Source organism: Variovorax sp. Varisp53 (assembly GCF_059491555.1).
The window spans coordinates 2,957,070-2,982,244 of record NZ_CP168512.1; the positions used below are offsets into that span (position 1 = coordinate 2,957,070).

General features: G+C 68.1%; 23 protein-coding genes. 9 read left to right on the forward strand and 14 right to left on the reverse strand.

Going from position 1 to position 25,175, the window contains the following annotated elements; all coding sequences use genetic code 11:
- Nucleotides 1–4: 4 nt before the first annotated feature.
- From ACEOAB_RS13900 to ACEOAB_RS13955, 12 genes are all read right to left on the reverse strand, one after another.
- On the reverse strand, nucleotides 5–796 hold the full coding sequence (locus ACEOAB_RS13900; RefSeq protein WP_413749099.1) for an amino acid ABC transporter ATP-binding protein: 792 nt from the start codon (nucleotides 794–796) through the stop codon (nucleotides 5–7).
- On the reverse strand, nucleotides 793–1,452 hold the full coding sequence (locus ACEOAB_RS13905; RefSeq protein WP_056596773.1) for an amino acid ABC transporter permease: 660 nt from the start codon (nucleotides 1,450–1,452) through the stop codon (nucleotides 793–795). The genes ACEOAB_RS13900 and ACEOAB_RS13905 overlap by 4 nt, the downstream gene beginning before the upstream one ends.
- A gap of 13 nt (nucleotides 1,453–1,465) precedes the next feature.
- On the reverse strand, nucleotides 1,466–2,131 hold the full coding sequence (locus tag ACEOAB_RS13910; protein WP_007832206.1) for an amino acid ABC transporter permease: 666 nt from the start codon (nucleotides 2,129–2,131) through the stop codon (nucleotides 1,466–1,468).
- A gap of 46 nt (nucleotides 2,132–2,177) precedes the next feature.
- Nucleotides 2,178–3,215, reverse strand: a complete 1,038-nt coding sequence (locus ACEOAB_RS13915; protein WP_413749100.1) for an L-idonate 5-dehydrogenase — start codon at nucleotides 3,213–3,215, stop codon at nucleotides 2,178–2,180.
- A gap of 108 nt (nucleotides 3,216–3,323) precedes the next feature.
- Nucleotides 3,324–4,175 carry a transporter substrate-binding domain-containing protein gene (locus ACEOAB_RS13920; RefSeq protein WP_056596778.1) on the reverse strand — a complete coding sequence of 284 codons (852 nt, stop codon included), beginning with the start codon at nucleotides 4,173–4,175 and terminating at the stop codon, nucleotides 3,324–3,326.
- A 25-nt stretch (nucleotides 4,176–4,200) separates the two neighbouring features.
- The gene (locus ACEOAB_RS13925) at nucleotides 4,201–5,046 is read right to left on the reverse strand and encodes a substrate-binding periplasmic protein (RefSeq protein WP_413749101.1); all 846 of its coding nucleotides are present in this window, start codon (nucleotides 5,044–5,046) and stop codon (nucleotides 4,201–4,203) included.
- 58 nt (nucleotides 5,047–5,104) lie between these two features.
- Nucleotides 5,105–5,836, reverse strand: coding sequence for a FadR/GntR family transcriptional regulator (locus ACEOAB_RS13930; RefSeq protein ID WP_413749102.1), 732 nt, complete (start codon nucleotides 5,834–5,836; stop codon nucleotides 5,105–5,107).
- An 88-nt stretch (nucleotides 5,837–5,924) separates the two neighbouring features.
- Nucleotides 5,925–6,281, reverse strand: coding sequence for a response regulator (locus ACEOAB_RS13935; RefSeq protein ID WP_413749103.1), 357 nt, complete (start codon nucleotides 6,279–6,281; stop codon nucleotides 5,925–5,927).
- A gap of 16 nt (nucleotides 6,282–6,297) precedes the next feature.
- A complete protein-coding gene (locus ACEOAB_RS13940; RefSeq protein ID WP_413749104.1) occupies nucleotides 6,298–7,512 on the reverse strand; it encodes a hybrid sensor histidine kinase/response regulator in 1,215 nt (404 codons plus the stop codon).
- Complete coding sequence (locus ACEOAB_RS13945) at nucleotides 7,502–8,107, reverse strand: chemotaxis protein CheB (protein ID WP_413749105.1); 606 nt, start codon at nucleotides 8,105–8,107, stop codon at nucleotides 7,502–7,504. The genes ACEOAB_RS13940 and ACEOAB_RS13945 overlap by 11 nt, the downstream gene beginning before the upstream one ends.
- The gene (locus ACEOAB_RS13950; RefSeq protein WP_200955466.1) at nucleotides 8,104–8,973 is read right to left on the reverse strand and encodes a CheR family methyltransferase; all 870 of its coding nucleotides are present in this window, start codon (nucleotides 8,971–8,973) and stop codon (nucleotides 8,104–8,106) included. The genes ACEOAB_RS13945 and ACEOAB_RS13950 overlap by 4 nt, the downstream gene beginning before the upstream one ends.
- The gene (locus ACEOAB_RS13955) at nucleotides 8,970–12,455 is read right to left on the reverse strand and encodes a response regulator (RefSeq protein ID WP_413749106.1); all 3,486 of its coding nucleotides are present in this window, start codon (nucleotides 12,453–12,455) and stop codon (nucleotides 8,970–8,972) included. The genes ACEOAB_RS13950 and ACEOAB_RS13955 overlap by 4 nt, the downstream gene beginning before the upstream one ends.
- Nucleotides 12,456–12,605: 150 nt before the next feature.
- On the opposite strand from ACEOAB_RS13955, the gene ACEOAB_RS13960 reads away from it, so the two are divergent.
- Nucleotides 12,606–14,912 carry an ATP-dependent DNA helicase gene (locus ACEOAB_RS13960; protein WP_413749107.1) on the forward strand — a complete coding sequence of 769 codons (2,307 nt, stop codon included), beginning with the start codon at nucleotides 12,606–12,608 and terminating at the stop codon, nucleotides 14,910–14,912.
- A complete protein-coding gene (locus ACEOAB_RS13965) occupies nucleotides 14,890–15,519 on the forward strand; it encodes an alpha-ketoglutarate-dependent dioxygenase AlkB (RefSeq protein WP_413749108.1) in 630 nt (209 codons plus the stop codon). Before ACEOAB_RS13960 ends, ACEOAB_RS13965 begins: the two co-directional genes overlap by 23 nt.
- A gap of 9 nt (nucleotides 15,520–15,528) precedes the next feature.
- On the opposite strand, the gene ACEOAB_RS13970 is transcribed toward ACEOAB_RS13965, so the two are convergent.
- Nucleotides 15,529–15,741, reverse strand: a complete 213-nt coding sequence (locus ACEOAB_RS13970; RefSeq protein WP_413749109.1) for a hypothetical protein — start codon at nucleotides 15,739–15,741, stop codon at nucleotides 15,529–15,531.
- Nucleotides 15,742–15,969: 228 nt separating this feature from the next.
- Here ACEOAB_RS13970 and ACEOAB_RS13975 point away from each other — a divergent pair, with 228 nt between their 5' ends.
- The 4 genes from ACEOAB_RS13975 to bioD all read left to right on the forward strand — a co-directional run bounded on the left by ACEOAB_RS13975 (nucleotide 15,970) and on the right by bioD (nucleotide 19,948).
- Nucleotides 15,970–16,281 (forward strand): plasmid stabilization protein, encoded by a 312-nt coding sequence (locus ACEOAB_RS13975; protein ID WP_495653784.1) that lies wholly within the window; start codon nucleotides 15,970–15,972, stop codon nucleotides 16,279–16,281.
- 337 nt (nucleotides 16,282–16,618) lie between these two features.
- Complete coding sequence (locus tag ACEOAB_RS13980; protein WP_495653785.1) at nucleotides 16,619–18,007, forward strand: adenosylmethionine--8-amino-7-oxononanoate transaminase; 1,389 nt, start codon at nucleotides 16,619–16,621, stop codon at nucleotides 18,005–18,007.
- Nucleotides 17,991–19,223, forward strand: coding sequence for an 8-amino-7-oxononanoate synthase (bioF, locus tag ACEOAB_RS13985; RefSeq protein ID WP_495653786.1), 1,233 nt, complete (start codon nucleotides 17,991–17,993; stop codon nucleotides 19,221–19,223). Before ACEOAB_RS13980 ends, bioF begins: the two co-directional genes overlap by 17 nt.
- Complete coding sequence (gene bioD / locus ACEOAB_RS13990) at nucleotides 19,220–19,948, forward strand: dethiobiotin synthase (protein ID WP_495653787.1); 729 nt, start codon at nucleotides 19,220–19,222, stop codon at nucleotides 19,946–19,948. Before bioF ends, bioD begins: the two co-directional genes overlap by 4 nt.
- On the opposite strand, the gene ACEOAB_RS13995 is transcribed toward bioD, so the two are convergent.
- A complete protein-coding gene (locus ACEOAB_RS13995; protein WP_413749319.1) occupies nucleotides 19,931–20,983 on the reverse strand; it encodes an aldo/keto reductase in 1,053 nt (350 codons plus the stop codon). The genes bioD and ACEOAB_RS13995 overlap by 18 nt on opposite strands.
- Before the next feature lie 240 nt (nucleotides 20,984–21,223).
- Between ACEOAB_RS13995 and ACEOAB_RS14000 the strand changes: the two genes are divergently transcribed.
- From ACEOAB_RS14000 to ACEOAB_RS14010, 3 genes are all read left to right on the forward strand, one after another.
- Entirely contained in the window at nucleotides 21,224–22,216 is a 993-nt protein-coding gene (locus ACEOAB_RS14000) for an AraC family transcriptional regulator (protein WP_413749318.1), read from the forward strand.
- Nucleotides 22,217–22,402: 186 nt separating this feature from the next.
- On the forward strand, nucleotides 22,403–23,632 hold the full coding sequence (locus tag ACEOAB_RS14005) for a class I SAM-dependent methyltransferase (RefSeq protein WP_413749317.1): 1,230 nt from the start codon (nucleotides 22,403–22,405) through the stop codon (nucleotides 23,630–23,632).
- A gap of 49 nt (nucleotides 23,633–23,681) precedes the next feature.
- Nucleotides 23,682–25,169 carry an MFS transporter gene (locus tag ACEOAB_RS14010; protein ID WP_413749316.1) on the forward strand — a complete coding sequence of 496 codons (1,488 nt, stop codon included), beginning with the start codon at nucleotides 23,682–23,684 and terminating at the stop codon, nucleotides 25,167–25,169.
- Nucleotides 25,170–25,175: the final 6 nt, after the last annotated feature.

The following is a 25,175-nucleotide window of genomic DNA, read 5'->3' on the forward strand; positions in this document are numbered from 1 at the left end:
TGGTTCAGCCGTTCCAGCCGAGGTGACCGAGGAAATCGCGGGTGCGCTCCACCGTCGGGTTGTCGAAGATCTGCGTGGGCGGGCCCTGTTCGATGATGGCGCCGGCCTCGAACACCACCACCCAGTCGGCCACGCGCCGCGCGAAGCCCATTTCGTGGGTCACCACGATCATGGTCATGCCTTCCTGCGCAAGCTTCTGCATCACGCTCAGCACTTCGCCGACGGTTTCGGGGTCGAGCGCCGAGGTGGGCTCGTCGAATAGCATCACCTCGGGCTCCATCGCCAGCGCGCGGGCAATGGCCACGCGCTGCTGCTGGCCGCCCGAGAGGTTGGCCGGGAAGTTGCCGGCCTTGTTCGCCAGGCCCACCTTTTCCAGCAGCACCATCGCGCGGGCGCGGGCCTTGTCCTCGGGCATGCCCAGCACCGTGACCGGGCCCATCGCCACGTTGTCGAGCGCCGACTTGTGCGGGAACAGCTCGAAGCTCTGGAACACCATGCCCATGCGCTGGCGCACCTTGCGTACCTGCGACTCCTGCGAGGGCAGCGGCACGCCGTCGACCAGCACGCGCCCGCCGTCGATGGTCTCCAGCGCGTTGGTGCAGCGAAGCAGCGTGGACTTGCCCGAGCCCGAGGGGCCGATCAGGCACATCACCTCGCCCTTGTGCACCTGCAGCGACACGCCGCGCAGCGCCACGAAGTCGCCGTACAGCTTGCGGACGTTCTCGTACACCAGCACGGGCGGCTGGTCGGCGTTCTTGCGCGCCGGGGAAAGAGCGGTTGGGGTGGTTGCGTTCATTCCTTGACTCCGTATTTGCGGTGGATCCAGTCCACCAGCTTGGCTTGCGGGTAGCCCATGAGCCAGTAGATGACGGCCATGGCGGTGAGCATTTCCAGCACGCGGAAGGTCTGCGCGCGAATCTGCATCGAGGTGTAGGCCAGCTCGCTGACGGCGATGACCGAGACCAGCGAGGTGTCCTTGAACAGCGAGATCCAGGTGCTCGCGATCACCGGCAGGATGCGGCGCGCGGCCTGCGGGATCACCACCTTGAACATCGCCTGGCGGCGCGACATGCCCATGGCGAGCGCGGCCTCCATCTGGCCCTTGCGGATCGAGTTGATGCCTGCGCGGAAGGTCTCGGCGTTGTAGGCCGCGACGTTCAGCACGAGCGCCACGAGCGCGGTGGTGATCGCCGAGAACTGCACGTCGAAGGCCATGGGCATCACGTAGAAGGCCCAGTAGATGATGAGGATCAGCGGCAGGTTGCGGAAGAACTCCACGAAGCCGAGCGAAACCGACTGCAGCAGCTTGTTGGGCGACAGGCGCATCAGCGCGAGCACGATGCCGCCGGGCACCGCCAGCAGCATCGTGAGCACGGTCAGGCCCACGGTGAGGGCGGCGCCTTCGAGCAGCGCGGCGCGGTGCGTCCAGATCACGGACCAATCGAATGTCATGGCTGTGTCTTTCCTAGGAGCGGCCGAGGTGCGCGAAGCGGCGATAGAGCCGGTCCACGCCCCGCGTCACGGGAAACAGGATGCAGAAGTACGCCACCATCACCGCGGTGAACACCTCCACCGGCCGGTAGCTCTGGCCGGCCACGGTTTCGGCGCGGTGCATCAGCTCGGGCACCGCGATCACGGTGGCGATGGCCGTGTCCTTGATCGCGATGGTGAGGATCGAACCGAAGGCCGGCAGCATCCGCACGATGGCCTGCGGCAGCAGCACCTTGCGCAAAATTTGCGCGCGCGACATGCCCAGCGCCAGCGCGGCGCGCGTCTGGCCCGGCCGGATCGACTCGATGCCGGCGCGGATCACCTCCGCCGCATAGGCCGCGATGTGCAGCGTGAGCGCGACCAGCGCCGCCCAGAAGGGCGGGAAGGTCACGTTCGCGATGATCGGAAACGCGAAGTAGATCCAGATCAGCACCACCAGCACCGGAATGGCGCGCATCGAGTCGATGTAGAAGACCAGCAGCGGTCGCAGCCAGCGCGGGCCGTACAGGCGCAGCAGCGCAATCACGAGCCCGGCCAGCAGGCTCGTGGCCGCGCTGACGATGCTCAGCAGCACGGTCATGCCCAGGCCGCTGGCGAAGAAGCGCCAGTTGTCCGCGATCGGCGAGAAATCGAAGTTCATGGGAAGAACCCCCGTGAGGTGATGAAGGGAAGGGCGGGCGCGTTCTTCAGAACGTGACCATCACCTTCATGGCGCGCTGCCGGTCGGCGGCCAGCGCAAAGGCCTCGTGCACGCGCGACACCGGCAGTGCGTCGGTCAGCAGCGGCGACACGTCGAGCACGCCGCGGCTCAGGTAGTCGACCGCCCATGCGTACTCGCCGATGAAGCGGAAGGTGCCCACGTAGGTGAGACTCTTCACCATGACCTGGTTGAACGGGCAGCCCTCGCTGCTGCCGTTGAGTGTGCCGACCTGCACGACGGTGCCGCGCGGGCGCGTGAGGCGGATGCAGTTGGCCAGCCCCGCGTAGTTGCCCGACACCTCGAAGCTCACGTCGACCTGGCCCTTGCCCTCGGCCAGCGCGTCCAGTGCCGCCGGGTCTTTCGCTGCGTTGATGGTCTGCGTGGCGCCCACGCGGGTGCAGGCGGCCAGCGTCTGGTCCTGGATGTCCACCGCGATCAGCCGGCTCGCGCCCGCCAGCTTCGCAGCCATGAGGATCAGCGCCCCGATGGGGCCGGTGCCGATCACCATCACCGTCTGGCCCAGCAGCGAGCCGGCCTCCTGCACCGCATGCAGCGCCACCGCCAGCGGCTCGCCGAAGGCGGCCAGTTCGAACGACAGGCCGTCGGGTACGGGCACGCACTGGCTCGCTTCCACCACTACCTGCTCGCGCATCGCGCCCTGCATGTGGGGCCACTTGCTCGCGCTGCCGAAGAAGTGCACGTTCTCGCAGTGGTTGGAAGCACCCATGCGGCAGAAGCGGCAGTGGCCGCAGGTGCGCGAGGGGTTGAGCGCCACGCGGTCGCCGGCGCGCACCGAGGTCACTTGCGCGCCCACTTCCAGCACCTGGCCCGAGGCTTCATGGCCCGGCGTGAGCGGGGCGCGGATCAGGAAGTCGCCGACGCGGCCGTGCTGGTAGTAGTGCAGGTCGGAGCCGCAGATGCCCACGGCCTTGACGCCGACGCGCACCTGCGTGGGCGAGAGTGTTTCAGTGGGCACGTCTTCCACGCGCAGGTCGCGGGCACCGTGGATCTGGCAATTCAACATGGTGAAGGTCTCGAAATGATGGGCAAGGGAGTCCCCGCGGGCCGCGCCGATGGCGGCGGCCCGAAAGGCTTCGATGGGAGGTGGAGGAAGCGCCCGAAGGCGCTCGACTTACTTGAGGTTCTGCGTCATGCGCCGCTCTTCCGCGGTCAGCGCGGGCTGCATGCGCTGCGCCACCGAGCGCAGCCAGTCGAGGTACACCTGCTGCTCCTTGGCCACGCCCATGCCGGACTGGATCTCGAAGATCTTGCTGTCCTGGCAGTCGTTTTCCTTCGGGAATGCGGCCAGCCCCTTCACCTTCTTGCTGATGTTGGGCCACAGCATGCGGTTGAGCGGCGCCACGTCGGAGCGCCCGGCCACCACTTCCTCGATGGGTGCGACCGAGCCTGAATTGGCCACCCCGCGCAGCTTGGCCTTCGGGAACTGCTGGCGCACCAGCGGCTCTTCGCCGGCACCCGAGAAATAGGCGATGGTGACTTCGGGCCTGTTGAAGTCCTCGAGCGTCTTCGCGCCGGTGAACTTCGGGTTGTCGGCGCGGCCGAACATGCACACGCCGGTGCTGGAGAAGGTGACGAAGTCGATGATCTTCGCGCGCTCGGCCGTCTGGTTCAGCGGGCCGATCATGATGTCCATCTGGTTGGCCACCAGCGCCGGCACCTTGGTTTCGTGGCTCACCGCCACCGGCATCATCTTCACCCCGAGCAGCTTGGCGAATTCCTTGCCCAGCATCCACGACGGGCCGGCCCAGTCTTCGCCGTCGCCGCTGGTGTTCTGCACCAGCCAGGGCGGGTTGTTGACCACGCCGACGCGCAGCACGCCGGCCTTGCGGATGGCGTCGATGCGGGGACTGGCACCCGGCGCGGGCGGGGTCTGCGCCAGGGCCGTCGAGCCAAGGGCCGCGAGTGCCGCAGCGAACACGGCACCGCGCGATGCGCGCGCCAGGAAGGTCTTGATCTTCGTCATGCTGTCTGTCTCCTGATATTCATGCTCACTTGAGCGTGCCGACGATGCGGGCCTCGTCCGCGTCGAGGCGAGCTTTCTGCGCCTTGGCGACCTCGCGCAGCCAGTTCAGGTACGCCAGCTGGTTCTTGTCCACCGCGAGCCCGACGGGCGAGGCCTTCTCGGTGCTCGACTGGCAGTTGTTGTCCTTCGGCAGCACGGCGAGTCCCTTGACCTTCTGCTGCAGGCCGACCCATGGCACGCGGTTGATCGGCGCAGCATCGGCGCGGCGCGCCATGATTTCCTCGATGGGGGCGGTGGCGCCCGAGCTGGCGACGGCGCGCAGCTTCGCCTTCGGGAAGCGCTCCTTGACCCAGCCTTCCTCGGCGCCGCCGGTGAAATAGGCGATCGTCACGTCGGGCTGGTTGAGGTCGTCCACCGAGGCGGCCTTGGCCAGCTTCGCGTTGTCGGCGCGACCGAACATGCACACGCTGGTGGCGGAGTAGATGACGAAGTCGACCACCTTGAGCCGTTCGGGCGTTTCGCCCAGGGGGCTGATGGTCATGTCGACCTGGTTGGCCGCGAGCACCGGCACCTTGGTTTCGTGCGACACCGGCACGGTGCGCAGCTTCACGCCGAGCTGCCGCGCATATTCGTTGGCCAGCAGCCAGGCCGGGCCGCTCCACGGCTCGCCCTGGCCGGTGGTGTTTTCCATCAGCCAGGGTGCGTTCTGCAGCACGCCCACGCGCAGTTCGCCTGCCTTGCGGATGGCGTCGATGCGTGGGCTGGCGCCGGGCGCCGGCTGGGCGGACGCGCCACCCGCGGTAGCGGCCAGCAATGTCAGGGCGAAGCAATGCGCGGCGATGCGGCATCGCCGAAGGACTGTCGATCTCATGGTCTTGTCTCCGTGGTTCGGGTGGCGCCGGCCGGCAGGCCGGACGCAGGGTGCCTGCTCAGCGCCAGGCTTGCGCGAATTCGCTGATCACGCGCTCGATGTGCGCGCGCATGGCTTTGCGGGCCGCGTCCGCGTCGCGCTCCAGCAGGGCGGTGAACACGCGCTGGTGGTCGTCCTGCGAGGCGCGGCGCAGCGCCGGGGTGTGGAAGTGGGCTTCCAGCTGCGACCAGATCGGGGCCTTGGTGTGGTCCCACACCGCGGTCACCATCTGCAGCAGCACGCTGTTGCCGGTCGACTCGGCAATGCGCAGGTGGAACAGGCGGTCGGCCGCTTCGTTGGCCTCTTTGTCGTGCATGTTCTCGCGCATCTCGGCCAGCGCGCTGTAGATGCGGTCGAGGTCGCTGTCCTTGCGGCTCTCGGCGGCCACCGCCGCGATCTCGGCCTCGATCAGGCAGCGCGCGCGCAGCAGCTCGAAGGGGCCCGGGCCGGGCGACAGGGTGTAGGCCGAGGCGGGTGCCACCGCGCCGGATGCCGGCGCACAGACATAGATGCCCGAGCCGCCGCGCACCTCGACGTTGCCCTGGATCTCCAGCACGATGATGGCCTCGCGCACCAGCGTGCGGCTCACGCTGAAGCGGTCGGCCAGTGCGCGCTCGGACGGCAGGCGGTCGCCCACCTTGAATTCGCCTTCGGTGATGAGGGCGGCGATGCTGGCTGCGAGCTTCTGGTAAGAGCGGTCGGAATCCGGCTCGGTCGCAGGCAGGCGGGGGAGTTCGTGAATGGTCGCCATGTGGTGAGCCAGTCTAAAAGTGGTTCACCAATTTACCGATAGTGGTTTACCACTAGCCAACTGCCGGCTTGCCGGCAGCCGGCCGCGCTCAGCCCTGCGCCAGGAGGCCGCCGAGCCTTTCGATATCGATCGGCTTCTGCAGGTGGTGGTCGAACAGCCCTTCGGCTGCCTCGCCGCCCGTGTCCTCCGCCGAAAAACCCGAGATCGCGATCAGCAGCTTCGGCGTGCCTTGGGCGGTGCTGGCGCGCAGCCGCCGCGCCACCTCGGTGCCCGGGAAATCGGGCAGCGTGAGGTCGATGAGCGCGGCATCGAAGCTCTCGGCGGCGGCCGCGTCCAGCGCTTGCTGCGCCGTGTAGGTGCAGCGCGCGGTGTGGCCGAACAGGCCCAGCAATTCCTGCAGCAGGTCGGCCGCGGCCTTGTTGTCGTCGACGATCAGCACGTTCACTAGGGGTTTCTTTCCTTCAGGTTGAAGAGGGAAGTATGGCGGGCGGCTCCAGCGGCAGGTCGACCACGAAGCGCGAGCCTTCGCCCGGCGCGCTTTCCACGCCGATCTGTCCGCCATGCAGGCTCACGATCTTGTGCGTGATGTACAGGCCGAGGCCCAGCCCGGCCGCATGCTTGCGGCTGTCCTTGGTGCGCTCGAACTGCTTGAAGATGCGCTCCTGGTCTTCGGGCGCAATGCCGATGCCCTGGTCGCGCACGGCCACCTGGGCGGTGCCTCCCATCTGCTGTACCACCATCTCGACCGGCTTGCCGCCGCCGTAGCGCAGGGCGTTGGTCAGCAGGTTGGTCAGCACCTGTTCGATGCGGAACTCGTCCCACACGCCGTGCAGTTCGGCGGGCGCAATCAGCGTGATGGCCGAGCCCGCGGCTTCGGCCTGCTGGCGCAGGTTCTCCACCACTGCGCGCGCCAGCGCGGCCAGGTCGACCGGCTCGGTCTTGATCGACAGAGCGTCGCGCCGCATGCGCGTGACGTCGAGCATGTCGTCGATCAGCCGCACCATGTTGCGGATCTGCCGCTGGTCGCGCTCGATCATCGCGGGCAGGCGCTCGGGCGCGAAGTTGGCGAGATTGCCCTTGGACAGGTGCAGCTGCCGCAGCTGCGCCTCGAGGTACAGCGTGTTGAGCGGCGTGCGCAGCTCGTGCGACACCATCGACATGAAGTCGTCGCGCATGCGCACCGCGCGCTCCAGCTCGTGCTGCGTCTGCTGCAGCTGCTGCACCAGCTCTTCCTGCTTGCGATGTGCGGCAGCGAGCGATTCCATCTCGTGCCGCAGCGCCTTGCGGTGCCGGTACAGGTCGACGAACACGTGCACCTTGCTGACCACCGCATGCGGGTCCAGCGGCTTGTGCAGGAAGTCGACCGCGCCACTCTCGTAGCCCTGGAAGGCGTAGTTCAGCTCGCGCCCGGCCGCGCTCACGAAGATGATGGGAATGTGCCGCGTGCGCTCGGTGCCGCGCATCAGCTCGGCCAGCTCGAAGCCGTTCATGCCCGGCATCTGCACGTCGACGATGGCGAGCGCGAATTCATGCTCCAGCAGCAGCGCGAGCGCGGCGTCGGCCGAGGCGGCGCGGTACACGATGCGCCCCGGCGCGCGGATCAGCGCCTCCAGCGCCAGCAGGTTTTCCGGCAGGTCATCGACGATCAGCAGCTTGCTCTGGACGTCAATGTTCATGGGCGGCCTCCAGTTGAAGCAGCAAGGTGCGCAGTTCGCGCAGGGGGAGCACGTAGTCGGGAGCGTGGCGCGCGATGGCGGCTTGGGGCATGGTGGGAATCTGTGCTTCTTTCGGTTCCTGGACGGCGGTGAGCCCGCCGGCCAGATGGATGCGGTGCAGGCCTTCGGCACCGTCTTCGTTCGCGCCGGTCAGCAGAAAGCCGGCGAGGGCAGGGCCGTAGGCGTCGGCGGCGGAAGCCATCAGCACGTCGATGGACGGCCGCGAGAACAGCACCGGCGGCTCGCAGCTCAGCGAGAAGGTGCGCTCGCGCTCGATCGACAGGTGATAGCCGGGCGGTGCGAAGTAAAGGCTGCCGGCCGCCAGCGGCATCTTGTCGGCGGCTTCGTGCACCGGAATAGGCAGGCGCTGCGCGAAGATCTCGGCGAGGTGGCTCGCGTGCCCCTCGGGCAGATGCAGGACCACTGCCATCGGAATGTGCCAACCAGCGGGCAGGCCGTGCAGCAGCGCGGAGAGCGCATCGATGCCGCCGGCCGAGGCGCCGAGCACCACGGCGTCCACGCGCTTGCGAACGGGTGAGCGAAGGTGGCGGTTCATGTGGCCTTGCGGTAGATGCGCTCGGCACGCGCATGCGTGTCGAAACGGTCGGAGTAGCCCGAGAAGTCGATGCTTTCCTTCGAGCCCAGCCCGAGAAAGCCACGATGCGACAGCGACTCGTGGAACAGACCCAGCGCCCTGTCCTGCAGCTCCCGATTGAAGTAGATCAGCACGTTGCGGCACGACACCAGCTGGGTTTCGGCGAACACGCTGTCGGTGGCCAGGCTGTGGTCGGCAAAGATCACGTCGGCGCACAGAGAAGGGTCGAAGCGCGCGGCGTCGTAGGCGGCGGTGTAGTAGTCGGAGAACGCGCTGCGTCCGCCCGCGCGCTGGTAGTTGGCGGTGTAGCCGCGGATCGCCTCCAGCGGAAAGATGCCCAGCCGCGCCTTCTCCAGCGAAGCGGGGTTGATGTCGGTGGCGTAGATCTGCGTGCGCGCGAGCAGGCCTTCCTCGCGCAGCAGGATGGCCAGCGAGAACACTTCCTCGCCGGTGCTGCAGCCCGCCACCCAGACCTTGACGGAAGGGTAGGTGTGCAGGATCGGCACCACATGCTCGCGCAAGGCCAGGAAGTAGGCCGGGTCGCGGAACATCTCGCTCACCGGGATCGTCAGGAACTGCAGCAGCCGGCCGAACAGCAATGGCTCGCGCAGCACCCGCTCCTGCAGCGCCGAGATGCTCGGCAGCCCGAGTTGCTCGAGCGCGTGCAGCACGCGGCGCTTCTGCGAGGCCACGGTGTAGTTGCGGAAGTCGTAGCTGTACTTCAGGTAAATGGCTTCCATCAGCAGGCGCAGCTCGATCTCCGTGTCGCTCAGCGGGTGCAGCGGCGGCGTCTGCGCGGCCTGCGATGTGCCGGGGCGTGTGGTCACAGGCGCTCCATCTTCGGCATCCACACGCGCAGCAGCGAGAACAGGCGTTCCAGGTCCACCGGCTTGGCGAGGTAGTCGTTGGCGCCGGCAGCCAGGCATTGCTCGCGGTCGTCCTTGGTGGCCTTGGCGGTGATGGCGATCACCGGCATCTTCTCGAAGCGCGGGTCGTCGCGCAGGCGGCGCGTGGCTTCGAGGCCGTCCATCTCCGGCATCATCACGTCCATCAGCACGAGGTCGATCTCGCTGACCTGGTCGAGCCGCTCCAGCGCCTCGCGGCCGTTGCGTCCGATCTCGACGATGGCGCCGCGCTGCTCCAGCGCGCTGGTCAGCGCGAAGATGTTGCGCACGTCGTCGTCCACCAGCAGGATGGTGCGGCCCTCGAAGATGCGGTCGCGCCCGCGCGCCGTCTTCAGCATGCCCCGGCGCTCGCTGGACAGCTCGGCCTCCACCTTGTGCAGGAACAGCGTCACTTCGTCGAGCAGGCGCTCCGGCGAGCGGGCGCCCTTGATGATGATCGAGCGCGAATAGCGCTGCAGCTCGGCTTCTTCGTCGCGCGTGAGGTTGCGCCCGGTGTAGACGATGACCGGCGGGAACGACACGATCTCCTCGGCCGCCATGGCCTTGAGCAGCTCGCTGCCCTGCATGTCGGGCAGCTTCAGGTCGGTGATCATGCAGTCGAATACGCGGGTGCGCAGCAGCTCCAGCGCTTCCTCGCCGGAGCCGACGGCAACGATCTCGATGTCCTCGTCGCCGATGAGCCGGATGACGCTCTCGCGCTGCAGCTCGTCGTCTTCCACCAGCAGCACGACCTTGACCTTCTGCGTGAGCTTTTCCTCCAGCCGGCCGAACACCTTCCTCAGTTCGTCGCGCGTGGCCGGCTTCAGCGCATAGCCGATGGCGCCCATCTGCAGCGCCGCGCTCTGCGCGTTCTCGGCGGCGGACACGACGTGGATCGGAATGTGGCGCGTGTGCGGCGAGTCTTTCAGTCGCTGCAGCAGGCCGAGCCCGGTGCTGTCGGGCAGGCGCATGTCGAGCAGGATCGCGTCGGGCAGAAACTGCGTGGCCAGCTCGAAACCGTCGGCCGCGCCATGCGCCACCAGGCAGCGGTAGCCCAGCTCGTGCGCCAGGTCGTAGAGGATGTGCGCGAACTGCGGCTCGTCCTCGATCACGAGCACGCGGCGCACCTGGTCGCGCGGGAGGCTGCGGTCGTCGGCGAACTGCGGTGCAGGCGTCGGGGGAGGCGGCTTCGGCGCCAGCGGCGCAGCGGACGGCACGGGCGGTGCAGGTGCAGGCCGGGGCGTGTAGACCGTCGACGACTGTTGCAGCCCCGGCGAAGCCTGCGGCGCCTTCGCCGGCAGTTGCAGCGTGAAGGTGCTGCCCCGGCCCGGCTCGCTTTGCACCGTGAGCGTGCCGCCCAGCAACTGCGTGAGGTCGCGCGAGATCGACAGGCCCAGCCCGGTACCGCCATAGCGCCGGCTGGTGGTGCCGTCGGCCTGGCGGAAGGCCTCGAAGATCAGTTCGTGCTGCTGCGCATCGATGCCGATGCCCGAGTCGGAGACCGCGAAGGCGGCGCCACCGTCCGGTGCCGGCGAAACGACCAGCGCCACTTCGCCGCTGTCGGTGAACTTGAGCGCATTCGACACCAGGTTCTTGAGGATCTGCTCGACCCGGTGCCGGTCGGTGACCAGCGAGGCCGGCGCGTCGGGCCGCACCTCGAGCCGGAAGCCCAGGTTCTTCTGCATCGCCAGCGGGCCGAAGGTGCTCTCCAGGCTGCGGGCCAGCTTGGCGAGCGCGACGTCTTCGGGCACCACTTCGAGCTTGCCGGCCTCGACCTTCGCGATGTCGAGGATGTCGTTGATCAGCACCAGCAGGTCGTTGCCCGACGAGTAGATCGACTCCGCGAACTTCACCTGCTCCAGCGTGAGGTTGCCCTGCGGGTTGTCGCCTAGCAGCTTGGCGAGGATGAGCGCGCTGTTGAGCGGCGTGCGCAGCTCGTGCGACATGTTGGCGAGGAACTCCGACTTGTAGCGGCTCGCGCGCTGCAGCTCGTCGGCGCGGTCCTCCAGGTCGCGCTGCACGCGGCGCAGCGCGGTGTTGCGCTGGTCCAGCGCCTCGGTGCGCTCGGAGAGCTGGCTGTTGGTCTGCTCCAGTTCGGCCTGCTGGTTCTCCAGCATGGCCTGCGAGGCACGCAGGGCGCGCGACTGTTCTTCGAGTTCTTCGTTGGCGGTGCGCAGTTCTTCCTGCTGCACCTGCAGTTCCTCGTTGAGCTGCTGGGTCTGGGCAAGAACGTCCTGCAGCTGCTCGCGGTAGCGCGCCGCCGCCAGCGAGCTGCCGATGTCGTCGGCCACCGTGTCGATCAGCTGGCTGCCGCGCTCGTCCAGGGGGCCGGGCAGGCCGAGCTCGACCACGCCGTTGACCATGCCGGCGCTCGCGACGGGCACCAGCAGCACGGCCTTGGGCGACATCTCGCCCAGGCCCGAATTGACCTTCAGGTAGTCGGCATCGACCGGGTCGAGCAGCATGCGGCGCCGCTCGGCCGCGGCCTGGCCCACCAGGCTCTCGGTGGGGGAAAAGACCTGCGGCATCGCCTCGGCCGAACTCGAAAAGCCATAGCTCGCCGCCCGTCGTAGCGGACCGTGGCGCTCGCGCACATACATCGCGCCGACCGAGGTGCCCAGGTAGCGCGAGAAGAACGCGAGGATCTTGCGGCCCATGTCCGGCGCGCTGAGTTCGCCTACCAGCTCTCCCACCAGCTCGGTCTGTGCGCTGCGCAGCCAAGCCTCCTGGGCGAGCCTGTCCGCGTGCTCGGCCTGCTCCTTCAGCACCACGTCGTAGCTGTCGGACAGCAGCACCAGCTGGCGCCGCCCGAAGTAGGCCGCCAGCCCGGTGATGACCAGCGTGAACAAGAGGAACAGGCCGACCACCCACCATGCGGTGCGGTTGGCGTCGTTGTTGCGCTGGAAGCGCAGGGTCTGCTCGGTTTCCATGAACGCCGTGAACTCGGCGCGCATGGCGTCGGCCAGCCGCTTGCCCTGGCCCAGGCGCACCTCGAGCTGGGGGTCCGGGCCGGCACGGCGCGCGGCGATCAGCTGGGCGGCCAGCTCGTTCCAGTTGCTCTGGATGGCGGCGATGCGGTCGACGCGTTCCACCTGTTGGCGGTTGTCCGACACCAGCTTGCGCAGCGTGGCCGTGTCGCCGTTGATGCGGGGCAGGGCGCTCTGGTAGGGCTCCAGGAAGGCGTCGTCGCCGGTGAGAAGGAAGCCGCGCATGCCGGTCTCCATGTCGACGCTCTGGTGCTGCAGCTCGCTGGCGACACGGGTGACGCGGTCGGTGTGCTCGACCCAGCCGATGGTCGACAGCAGGAAGAGGATCAGCCCGACGAACACCACCGCACCGAACACGCCGCCGATCAGCGGGAGCTTGAGGTTGCGGCTCAGCAGACGCTCGAAGTGGTCGGGGTCGATCGCGGTGGGAGTTTTCATCAGGCGCATTTGTAAGCAAAACCTATCGAGTCTTGCCGATAAATCGGGGGGACCCTGTCGGAGAAGGGCCCGTCGCAATTTTGACGTGGGCGAGGAAGCCTTATCGTCGGCACCCTGTGGCTATACTGTGAATTCATACAGCATTGCCAGATGGGCGCCACACCCTCCAACCCGCAGAATGATGCGGCCACCGTTGCCGCCCATGTCGTTTCCGTCAAGGCCCTGTGCGCCTTCGGTGCGAAGGCGGGCGACCTCGACCTGCGGTTCGTGCCCGCGCCCAGCGCGCTCGAAGGCATGGCAGGCCACGCGCTGGTGCAGCACCGGCGCGACCCCGAACACTACGCCTGCGAAGTCGGGCTCGAAGCCACTTGCGGTTCAGTCCGCGTGCGCGGCCGGGCCGACGGCTATGAAGCGCGCAAGGCCCGCGTCGAAGAGATAAAAACCTTCCGCGGCAACCACCGCGCGCTGCACTGGGCGCAGGCCCGCACCTACGGCTGGATGCTGTGCGAACTGAACGGCCACGACGAAATGACGGTGGCGCTGGTGTACCTCGACCTCGCCACCGGCGACGAGACCGTGCTCGAAGAGCATCACACCCGCGAAGCGCTGCGGGAGCATTTCGAGCTGCTGTGCGGCCGCTACAGCGCCTGGGCCGCGAGTGAAGCCGGCCACCGCGCCGCGCTCGACGAAACATTGGCCCAGCTCGAATTTCCGCATCGCAACTTCCGCACGGGCCAACGCGAACTGGCCGAAGCCGTCTACCGCGCGGCCATGGGCGGGCGCTGCCTCATGACGCAGGCACCTACGGGCATCGGCAAAACGCTAGCCACCATCTTCCCGCTGCTCAAGGCCCGCGCCGCGCGCAGGATCGACAAGGTGTTCTTCCTCACCGCCAAGACCTCCGGCCGCCCGGTGGCGCTCGACGCGCTGCGCGTGCTCGACAGGGGGCAGGGCCAGGGCCGGCTGCGCGTGCTCGAACTCGCCGCCCGCGAGAAGGTCTGCGAGTATCCCGACCGCGCCTGCCACGGCGATGCCTGCCCGCTCGCCAGGGGTTTCTACGACCGCCTGCCAGCCGCACGCGAGCAGGCCGCGCAGGTGGCGTGGCTCGATCGCGAAGCCTTGCGCCACATCGCGCTCGCACACGAGGTGTGCCCCTATTTCCTCGCGCAGGAAATGGCGCACTGGGCCGACGCCATCGTCGGCGACTACAACTATTACTTCGACAGCAGCGCCTTTCTCTACGCCACCATGCGCGACGCCGACTGGCGCGTGGCCGTGCTGGTGGACGAGGCCCACAACCTGCTGGAGCGCTCGCGCGGCATGTACACCGCGCAGCTCGAAGGCGCGGCGCTCGAAGAGGCGCACCGAGTCGCGCCGGCCGCGCTGCGCGATCCGCTGGCCCGGCTGTTCCGCGAATGGGACACGGTGCAGCAGGCCCAGGTGGCCGACTACGAAACCGGCGACGAGATTCCCGAGCGCTTCCTGCGCACCCTGCAGGCCGCCAACACCGCCATGGCCGAGTACTTCGCCGCCACGCCCGATGCCTCGCAGGGGCCGCTGCAGCGCTTCTTCTTCAACGCGCTGCACTTCGCCCGGCTGGCCGAGGCCTTCGGCGACCACTCGGTGTTCGAGCGCACGCTGGGCGCGGCGCAGCAGGATCGCGGCCTCGCCATCCGCAACCTCGTGCCCGCGCCATTCCTGGAGGCGCGCTTCGGCGATGCGGTGTCGGTCACCTGCTTCTCGGGCACGTTGTCGCCGTTCGAGTTCTACCGCGATGCGCTCGGCCTGCCCGAAGGCACCGCGTTGCTCGACGTGGCATCGCCCTTCAACAGCCAACAGCTGCGCGTCGAGGTGGCGATGCATGTGTCGACGCGCTTTCGCGACCGCGCGGGGTCGCTGCGCAACGTGGCGGACATCATCGGCGCGCAGTTCGAACGGCTGCCCGGCAACTACCTGGCCTTCTTCAGCAGCTTCGACTACCTCGAGAAAGCCTGCGCCGCCTTCTCGCTGCGGCATCCCGGCGTGCCGGTATGGACGCAGACGCGCGGCATGCGCGAGGCCGACCGCCACGGCTTCATCGCGCGCTTCGAGGAGGGCGGGCAGGGCATCGGCTTCGCGGTGCTCGGCGGCGCGTTCGGCGAGGGCATCGACCTGCCGGGAAGCCGCCTGATCGGCGCCTTCGTGGCCAGCCTGGGTCTGCCGCAGTACAACGAACTCAACGAGATCACGCGCGAGCGCATGCAGACGCGCTTCGGCAAGGGCTACGAGTACACCTACCTCTACCCGGGCCTGCAGAAGGTGGTGCAGGCGGCCGGCCGCGTGATCCGCACCGAGCAGGACCGTGGCGTGCTCCACCTGCTCGACGACCGCTTCGCGCGTGCAGAAATCCGGGAGCTGCTGCCGCGCTGGTGGCATGTGCAACTGGGTGGAGGCCATGAAGAAGATGCGCACCGCTAGACGCCTCGAACACGCCGGCCAGCCCGACCTGTTCGGCGAGGCGCCCGTGGCTGCCATCGAGGGGCTGCGCTATGAAAGCGGGTTCCTGTCGGCTGAAGAAGAGGCCGCGTTGCTGCACATCGTCCAGGGCCTGCCGCTCAGGGAGATGCGCTACAAGGAATACACGGCGCGGCGGCGCGGCACCAGCTTCGGCGGCAGCTACGATTTCGACACCAACCGCCTCAAGCCCGGCCCGCCGCTGCCCGAGGTGCTGCACCCATTGCGGGCGAAAGCGGCCGCATGGGCCGGCATGGCGCCCGAAGACCTCACCCACATGCTCATCGCCGAATACCGGCCTGGCACGCCGCTGGGCTGGCACCGCGACGTGCCGGACTTCGAGGACATCGTCGGCATCTCGCTGTTCGGCGATGCGGTCATGCAGTTCAGGCCGTATGTGCCCGGCGCGGCGGCCTCGCGACCGAGCTCGCTGGAATTTCTTGTCGAGCCGCGCTCGATCTACATGCTGCGTGGCCCGGCAAGGTGGGCGTGGCAGCACGCCATCGCGCCGACCGAGGCATTGCGTTATTCGATCACGTTGCGCACGCGAAGAAGGTCGCCCGGGCCGTGATCGTGGCCGTCATCGCGTGCCGCCGCCGCGGCGCGCCTGCAGCTGGTTGCTTCCGCCGACGTGACTCTCGCGGTCGTGCCGGCTTTCCGGCGTGCGGCGCGGCTCGTTCCTTGGCGTGGCGGGCTGATTGCCCGCCTTGTTGTGCTGCGTGGGCACGGTGTCGTGCTCGTCGGTGGTGATGGCGTCGGGGTTGTGTTTCGGGCGCTGCCTGTGGCTCGTCATGGGGCTTCCTGGATAGGGGTGGACAGGACATTCATTTGTCCTGCGGCCGATGAAGGATGCCTGTGGGAATGGACCGACCTCGTGCGTCGTCCAAGCCGCGCGGCAGCGGCCGACCCACGCCATGGGGCGGAAGACAGACTTCGCTGACGCGCAGCGCGTGCGTCTTCTTACCCCTTGCGCGCGCCATGCGCCCAGCATGGGGGCTTCTCAACCCGCAGGAGCAATGCCATGCCACGAGGCGACAAGTCGTCCTACACGGACAAGCAGAAGCGAAAGGCCGAACACATTGAAGAGGGCTACGAGCACCGCGGTGTGGGCAAGGGCGAGGCCGAGCGCCGCGCCTGGGCCACGGTGAACGCCGAGACAGGCGGCGGCAAGAAGTCGGGTTCGGGCCGCGGCAAGGCGGAGAACCACGCCCCCTCGCGCAAGGGCGGGCGCCTGGGCGGCGCTGCCGCTGCCCACCGCACCGCCGCCGAACGCTCGGCCTCGGCGAAGAAGGCCGCTGCCACGCGCAAGCGCAACGCCGAAAAGCGCGGCTGAGCGCGGTGAAGAGGAACACGGCCTGAACGTGCGAGTTCCGGCGGCCTGCCGAAACCAGCCATCGGGCATGTCCGAAAATCGGATTTCTCCTCGGGAAGCCGCGAAAACCGGACATTCCTGACCTGTTTCTGGCGCCAGCCGGACGACTTGCGATTTCCCGCCACCCGGCGGTGGACGCGCGTTGCCGGCTTGTTCGGCGACGCTGCGCCGAACACGGCTTCTATGCCGCCCAACATCGGGCAACCGGCGGTCATTCCGCCGCCGTTTTCGTCGTTTGCCGCGCCTTCGACGCGTCGATACGATCCCGCGCCTTGCCCTTCACGAAAGGACCGCGCGAGTGCCCGTCACCACAGCTTTTTCCCCTGGCTCCGATGCCAATGCACGCTGGCAGCAACGCAGCCGGCGCCATGTCTGGCATCCCTGCACGCAGAGCATCCGCCTCGAAGCGGTGCCGCCGCTGCCCATTGCGCGCGGCGACGGCGTGTGGCTCATCGACGCCGAAGGCCGCCGCTACATGGATGCCACCAGCTCGTGGTGGGTCAACCTCTTCGGCCATGCGCACCCGGCGATCATCGCCGCGCTCAAGGACCAGCTCGACAAGCTGTCGCACGTGATGCTCGCGGGCTGCACGCATGCGCCGGCAGTGGAACTGGCCGAGCGCCTGTCCGCGCTGACGGGCCACGCGCTCGGCCATTGCTTCTACGCCTCCGACGGCGCCTCGGCCGTGGAGATCGCGCTGAAGATGAGCTTTCATGCCTGGCGCAACGCCGGGCGCGGCGGAAAGCGGCGCTTCGTGGCGCTGAAGCGGGGCTACCACGGCGAGACCCTGGGCGCCTTGCACGTGACCGACGTGCCGGTGTTCCGCGATGCCTATGCGCCCTTGCTCGCTGAGGCGCACCTCGTTGCCTCGCCGGATGCGCGCAACGCCCGGCCCGGCGAGGACGCGGCCGTCGTCGCGCGCCGCGCCGCCGCCGAACTCGAAGCGCTGCTGGCCGAGCAGCACGACACCATCGCCGCAGTGATCGTCGAGCCGCTGGTGCAATGCGCTACCGGCATGGCGATGCACGACCCCGAGTACCTGCGTCGGCTGCGCGCCCTGTGCGATCGCCATGGGGTGCACCTCATCGCCGACGAGATCGCGGTGGGCTGCGGGCGCACCGGCAGCTTCTTCGCGTGCGAGCAGGCCGGCATCTGGCCCGACTTCCTGTGCCTCTCGAAAGGCATCAGCGGCGGCTACCTGCCGCTGGCGCTGGTGATGACGAGCGACGCCATCTACGAAGGCTTTGTCGACGACGACGCAGCGCGCAGCTTCCTGCATTCGCATTCCTACACCGGCAATCCACTGGCCTGCCGCGCGGCAATTGCCACGCTGGATCTTTTCGAGAGCGAGGATGCGCTGCAACGCAACCGCGGCCGTGCCGCGCGCCTGCTGCGGCATCTGCGCGACGGGCTTGCAGGGCAGGCGGTCGATCATCTGCGGCAGCGCGGAATGATCACGGCCTTCGACGTGCGCGAGCCGGGCGCGCGCTTCGCCGAACGCTTTCACCTGGCGGCGCGCACGCACGGGCTGCTGATGCGGCCGATCGGCAACACCGTGTACCTCATGCCGCCGTACACGATCGGCGACGACGAGATCGATCAGCTGGTCGACGGCACGCTGGCCACGCTGAAAGCCGTCATGGCCACGAACCAGGAAGAAGGAGCCCGCGATGTCGCGCTTGCTTGACCGCCTGCAGGGCGAGATCCACGCGCTCGATGCGCAGTCGCTGCGACGCCGCCGGCAGATCGCCGAAACCGCCTGCGCGCCCGAACAGGTCCTCACACTGGCCGGCGCCGCCGCGCCGCGCACCATGCTCGGCTTCAGCAGCAACGACTATCTCGGTTTTGCCGCGCACCCCGCGTTGGCGAAGGCATGGGCCGAAGGCGCCGCGCTGTACGGCACGGGCAGCGGCGGTTCGCACCTGATCCTCGGCCACTCGCGCGCCCACGCGCAGCTCGAGGAGCGGCTCGCCGAGTGGATGGCACCTTTCATCCCCGAAGCGCAGAGCCTGTTCTTCTGCACCGGTTACATGGCCAACCTCGCCGTGCTGTCGGCGCTCGGCGGCGCCGAGGCGGTCATCTTCTCGGAAGCACTCAACCACGCTTCGCTGATCGATGGCGCGAGGCTGGCCAAGGCGCGCGTCGAGCGATATCCGCACTGCGACGTGGCCGCGCTCGACGCGCAGCTCGCCGCCTGCGACGCGCCGGTGAAGCTCATCGTGAGCGACGCGGTGTTCAGCATGGACGGCCACATCGCGCCCGTGGCCGAACTGCTCGCGCTGGCCGAGCGGCACGATGCCTGGCTGGTGATCGACGACGCGCACGGCTTCGGCGTGCTTGGCGCCAACGGACGCGGCGTGCTTGAAGCCATGGACTTGCGCTCCGAGCGGCTGGTGCTGATCGGCACGCTGGGCAAGGCGGCGGGCGTGTCGGGCGCGTTCGTGGCGGCGCATCGCACCGTCGTCGACTACCTGGTGCAGCGCGCGCGGCCGTACATCTTCACCACGGCCCCACCGCCGGCCGTCGCCCCCGCGCTGCGCGCGAGCCTTGCGCTGATCGAGGGCGAGGAGGGCGTCGAACGCCGTTCACGGCTGCGGGAACGCATCGCGCAATTGCGCCGGGGTCTGACCGCCGTGCTGCCAACAGACGGCAGCGCATGGCTGCCCGAGTCGCCCACCGCGATCCAGCCGCTGATCGTCGGCGACAACGCGCGCGCGATGCGCACCATGGCGCAGCTCGATGCGCGCGGCCTGCGCGTCGGCGCGATCCGCCCGCCGACCGTGCCCGCCGGCACCGCGCGGCTGCGCATCGCGCTGTCGGCCAGCCACGGCGAAGCCGACGTCGCCCGGCTCGTCGATGCATTGGGCGATGCACTGGCGCAGCCCTGGAAGGAGGCCGCATGAACTGGTTCGTCACCGGCACCGACACGGGCATCGGCAAGACGCTGGTCAGCAGTGCCATGCTGAGCCTGCTGGCCGGCTCGGGCCTGCGCGCGGTCGGCATGAAGCCGGGGGCCGCAGGGCTCGACGACCGCGACGGCGAATGGCGCAACGAAGACGTGGAGCAGCTGCACGCGGCCGGCAGCGTCGACGCGCCAATGGCGCTGCGCTGCCCGTACCTGCTGCGCGCGCCGATGTCGCCGCACCTGGCGGCCAGGGAAGAGGGGGTGCACATCACGCTGCAGCCGATGCTCTCGGCCTTCGCGGAGCTCTCGGCGCGCGCCGATGCCGTGGTGGTCGAAGGCGTGGGTGGCTTCTGCGTGCCGTTCGGCGACGACCTCGACAGCGCCGACCTCGCCGTGGCGCTGGGCCTGCCCGTGATCCTCGTGGTCGGCCTTCGGCTGGGTTGCCTCAACCATGCGCTGCTGAGCGCCGAGGCGATTCGCGCGCGGGGCCTCGTGCTGGCGGGCTGGGTGGCGAGCGTCGTCGATCCCTCGATGCTGGCGCCGCAGGCCAACCTGCAGACGCTGCGGGCCCGACTCGGCGCGCCGCTGCTCGGCGTGGTGCCGCATCTGCAACAACCCGGCGCCGCGCAGGCAGCCCGCCACATCGACTTGCGTGCACTGCGCGCGACGGCGGCCCATGCCGCGCGCCGTGCCGCGGCGGAGGAATCAGCCGCGCTGGCCTGATTCGACGAGCCGCTTGGCTCGCACGCCGCCCTGGCGCTCCAGCATCCAGCCCGGGTACTCGGCCGGCAGCGCGCTCACCTTGTCCAGCGCGGCCAGCTCGTCGCCCGTGAGCTTGATGGCCGTGGCGGCGATGTTGTCGTCCAACTGCTCGGCGCGCTTGGCACCGACGATCACGCTGGTCACCACCTGCTGGTGCAGCAGCCACGCCAGCGCGATCTGCGCGACCGACACCTTGCGCGCTTCGGCCAGCTGGCGCATCACGTCGATGCAGTCGTAGGCGCGCTCGACGTTCACCGGCGGAAAGTCGAAGGTGGTGCGGCGGCTGCCTTTTTCCGCCTGCGTGTCGCGGCCGTACTTGCCGCTCAACAGGCCACCGGCGAGCGGACTCCAGACCATCAGACCGACGTTCTCGCTGCGCAGCATGGGCGCCAGCTCGCGTTCCAGATCGCGCCCCGCGATGGTGTAGTAGGCCTGCAGCGACTCGAAGCGCGCGAGTCGGTCGCGCTCGGCGATGCCCAGCGCCTTCGCGATCTGCCAGGCCGCCCAGTTCGACACGCCCACGTAGCGCACGTGGCCCTGGCGCACGAGGTTGTCGAGCGCGTGCACGGTTTCCTCGATGGGCGTGATGGGGTCGAAGCCGTGGATCTGGTACAGGTCGATGTGGTCGAGCTGCAGGCGCTGCAGGCTGGCCTTGACGCCATCCATGATGTGAAAACGCGAGGCGCCCGCGGAGTTGACGCCCTTGCTGCCGGTTTCGCTGAGCACCTTGGTGGCCAGCACGAAACTGTCGCGCGGCACCTTGAGGTTCTTCAGCGCCTGGCCGGTGATGACTTCCGACTGCCCTTCGGAGTACACGTCCGCCGTGTCGATGAAGTTGATGCCGGCGTCGAGCGCGCGGCCGACCAGCCCTTCGGCCTCCGACTGCTGCAGGTTGCCGATCTGGCCCCAGATGCCGGAGGAGCCGCCGAAGGTCATGGTGCCGAGGCACAGTTCGGAAACCAGGAGGCCGGTGCGGCCGAATTTGCGGTATTGCATGCGGGAGTTCCTTTGCGTTGGAAGCAGGCGCCGAAAGGAGCCGACAAGCCCGGGCGACTGCAGAAAAGTATCCGGCCGGCGCCCGGCCCATGGCGAGCGCGTTCCTGCAAAGTATTTGCCTGATTCTCCAGACCTCCCGCGCGGCACGTGCGAATCCGATGGAGGAGCGCTAAGCTTCGAACCGCTCATTCCTCCATGGTGGCCGCCCCTTTGGCCCCCAACCATGACAAGGCCTCGAACATGTCCGACGAAACACCCGAAATCGCCGCCGTCATCGCCCAGCCGATGCCGCTGGAGCCCGAACTCGACGAAGCCCGCAAGGAACTGGTGGCGCTGATCGAACACATCACGCGCGGGCAGGACGGCACCGTCATCACCGCCGTGCCCGGCCTGCAGGTGTTCTGCATCAGCAAGCCCGAAGGCCCCAAGCACGCCTTCGCATCTCCGGCGCTGGGCCTGATCGCGCAGGGCTCCAAGCGGATCATCGTGGGCGACGACATCTACGTGTACGACCCGATGCACTACCTCGTCACCTCGGTCGACCTGCCGGTGTGCGGCCAGGTGTGCGTGACGAGCGAGAAGGAGCCTTACCTCGGCGTGCGGCTGGAACTGGCCCTCGACGAGATCGGCGAGCTCATCGGCGACGAGAAGCTGCCCGCCAAGGCCAATGCGCCAGCCTCGCGCGGCATGTACGTCAACCGCATCGCCATGCCGGTGCTCGAGCCCGTGCTGCGCCTGCTGCGGCTGCTCGATGCGCCGGAAGACGTGCCGATCATGGCGCCGCTGATCAAGCGCGAGATCATGTACCGACTGCTGGTCAACGGCGAGGGCGCGCGGCTGCGGCAGATCGCGCTGCAGGACAGCCACACCCAGCGCATCGCGAAAGCCATCAGCGCGCTGCGCGTCAACTACGCGCAGTCGCTGCGGGTGGAAGACATGGCGCGGGCGGTGCACATGAGCGTGTCGTCGTTCCACCACCACTTCAAGGCCGTCACCGCGATGAGCCCGCTGCAATACCAGAAGCAGCTGCGCCTGCAGGAAGCGCGCCGGCAGATGCTGATCGCCGGCGCCGACGTGGCGAGCGCCGCGCACAACGTGGGCTACGAAAGCCCGTCGCAGTTCGCGCGCGAGTACGGCCGCATGTTCGGCGCGCCGCCGCTGCGCGACAAGCGCCGCTGGCTCGGCGAGGCGGGCAACGACGCGATGGGTGCCGCGTCGATGGAAGCGGCCTGAGTCTGACCACCGAGCGCACGGAGCGGATCTTCGTCGAGGCGAGCGACGCACCAGCAGGCGACGCCAGCGCCGCAAGAACAGGCGCAGCCCTGTAGCACTTGCTGCAATTTCCTGCGCCGCCGCTGCCATGCAGGTTTCGCGGAACTCCGCTATCGTTTTGTTCGCTGCAGCAACACGGAGTAATGCATGCTTTGGCAAAAGAAGCTGGCACGATGGAGCGACGTGGTCCGCGAACGCGCCAACCTGCCTGTGCGGCTTACCTTGTGGGACGGCCAGTCCTACGACTTCGGCACCTTCAGCGGGCCTTCGGTCACGCTGCATTTGAAGTCGCCCGCCGCGCTGCCGCTGATGCTGCATCCCACGCTCGACAACCTCGGCGAGGCCTACGTCAAGAGCAAGATCGACATCGAGGGCAAGCTCAGCGATGTCATCGACATCGCCTACGGCCTCGCCAGGACGTCGATCGACAAGCATGGTGGGGCGGTGCGGAACATGGCGCGCTATTTCGCGCACACGAAATCGGCGGACAGGAAGTCCGTCCAGTACCACTACGACGTGTCCAACGAGTTCTATCGGCTGTGGCTCGATCCGAACATGGTCTATTCATGCGCCTACTTCGAGAATGGCGACGAAGACCTCGCCACCGCGCAACTGAAGAAGATAGACCACATCCTCACCAAAATCGAACTGAAGCCGGGCCAGACGCTGCTCGATATCGGCTGCGGCTGGGGCGCGCTGGCGATCCGCGCGGCGCAGAAGTTCGACGCGCGCTGCGTGGGGGTGACGCTCTCCCGGAACCAGCTGGAGCTGGCGACCGAACGCGTGAAGGCCGCCGGCCTGCAGGACCGCGTCGAGATCCGACTGCAGGACTACCGCGACGTGACCGGCCGGTTCGACCGCATTACCAGCGTCGGCATGTTCGAGCACGTGGGCCGCAGGAACCTGCCCGCGTACTTCAGGCGCATGCAGGAGCTGCTTGCAGACGACGGCGTGGTGATGAACCACGGCATCACCTCGTCCGATCCCGCTGGCGGCGGCGTGTCGTACGGCGGCGGCGACTTCATCGACCGCTACGTATTCCCCAACGGCGAGCTGCCGCACATCAGCCTGGCATTGCAGGCGATGCAGCAGGGCGGCCTCGAAGCCTTCGACGTGGAGAACCTGCGCCGCCACTATGTGCAAACGCTGCGCTGCTGGAGCGACGCCTACGAAGCCAACAGCGAGAAGGCGCACGCATTCGTCGACGAAGAAAAATTCCGCATCTGGCGCATCTACCTCGCGGGCTGCGCCTATGCCTTCGAGAACGACGATGTGGCCATCTACCAGATCGTGGGCCGCAAGGCCGGGCGGCCGGCGAACACGCTGCCGTGGTCGCGCCGCTCTATCTACGACGGCACCTCGTTCGGAAGCCCCTAGAGCTTGAGCGCCGGACAAGGGCTCAAGCCGTCTATAGCATGCACGGCTCATGACCTCCACCAACAGAACAACAAACCGTCCCCTCGTCATCGCCTCGATCATGGCCTCCATGGCGATGGTGGCCATCGAAGCCACCATCGTCTCCACCGTCATGCCGCAGATCGCCTCCGAACTGGGCGGACTGCATCTGTACAGCTGGGTGTTCGCCTCCTTCCTGCTGGCGCAGACCGCGATGACCGTGGTGTTCGGCAAGCTCTCGGACCTGTACGGCCGCAAGCCCATCATGTTCGTGGGCATCGCCGTCTTCGTCCTCGGCTCGGTGCTGGCGGGCTTCGCGTGGTCGATGCCGGCCATGATCTGCTTCCGGCTCATCCAGGGCATCGGCGCGGGCGCCATTCAGCCGGTGGCGCTCACCATCGTGGGCGATCTCTATCCGGTGCGCGAACGCGGCAAGGTGCAGGGCTGGCTTGCGAGCGTCTGGGCCGTGTCGGCTGTGGTGGGGCCGATGATCGGCGCGCTCATCGTGCAGAAGCTGTCCTGGGCCTGGATCTTCTGGGTCAACGTGCCCATCGGCCTGGCGGCGGCGGCTGGCTTCTGGCTCTTCCTGCACGAAGCGCCGACGGTGCGCCGCTCGTCCATCGACATGGTGGGCGCGGTGCTGTTCACCATCGGCATCGCGGCGCTGATGATCGCGCTGACGGAATTCGGCGTCGGCAATTCGGGCGTGGCGTTCGCGTGGGCCGGGTTGTTCGTCATCACGCTCGTGCTGTTCATCGCGCAGGAGCGCCGTGCGACCGACCCGATGGTGTCGCTGAAGCTCTGGGGCGCGCGGATGATCGCCGCCGTCAACGGCGCGGCAATGCTGGCTGGCATGGTGCTGATCGGCATCACGACCTTCCTGCCGATGTACGTGCAGGTGGTTCTCGAGCGTTCGTCGGTCACGGCCGGCCTTACGCTCACGATGGTGATGCTCGGCTGGCCCATCGGCGCGACGCTGACCTCGCGCACCTTCCATCGCATCGGCCTGTGGCGCATGGTGGTGGTCGGCGCGGCGCTGATTCCGGTGGGCACCTCGGCCTTCGTCCTGCTCGCGTCAGGCAGTTCGCCGGTGCTGCCCGCCATCGGCTCCTTCGTTATCGGCCTGGGCATGGGCGTGATGAGCCTGAGCTCGCTCATCCTCATCCAGGAAGGCGTCGATCTTGCGCAGCGCGGCATCGCCACGGCGTCGAACGTGTTCTCCCGCAACCTCGGCAGTGCGCTGGGCGCGGCCTTCTTCGGCGCAGTCTTCAACTTCGGACTGACGCGAGGGGATGGCAGCCAGATGTTCACCGACGACCAGCTGCGCCTGCTGCTGCAGGGTGTGCAGGGTTCGGCCGCCAATGACGCGGGCATTCGCCTGGCGCTGGGCGGTTCGCTGCATCTCACCTTCGTGGCGATGCTGGCCGTGAGCCTGGGTGTGGTCGCGCTGGCGTTGCTGTTGCCGAAGGAAGGGCTGGAGAGCCATGCGGTCGGGGCTGGGAAGCCGGTGCCGAAGTAGGCCGCT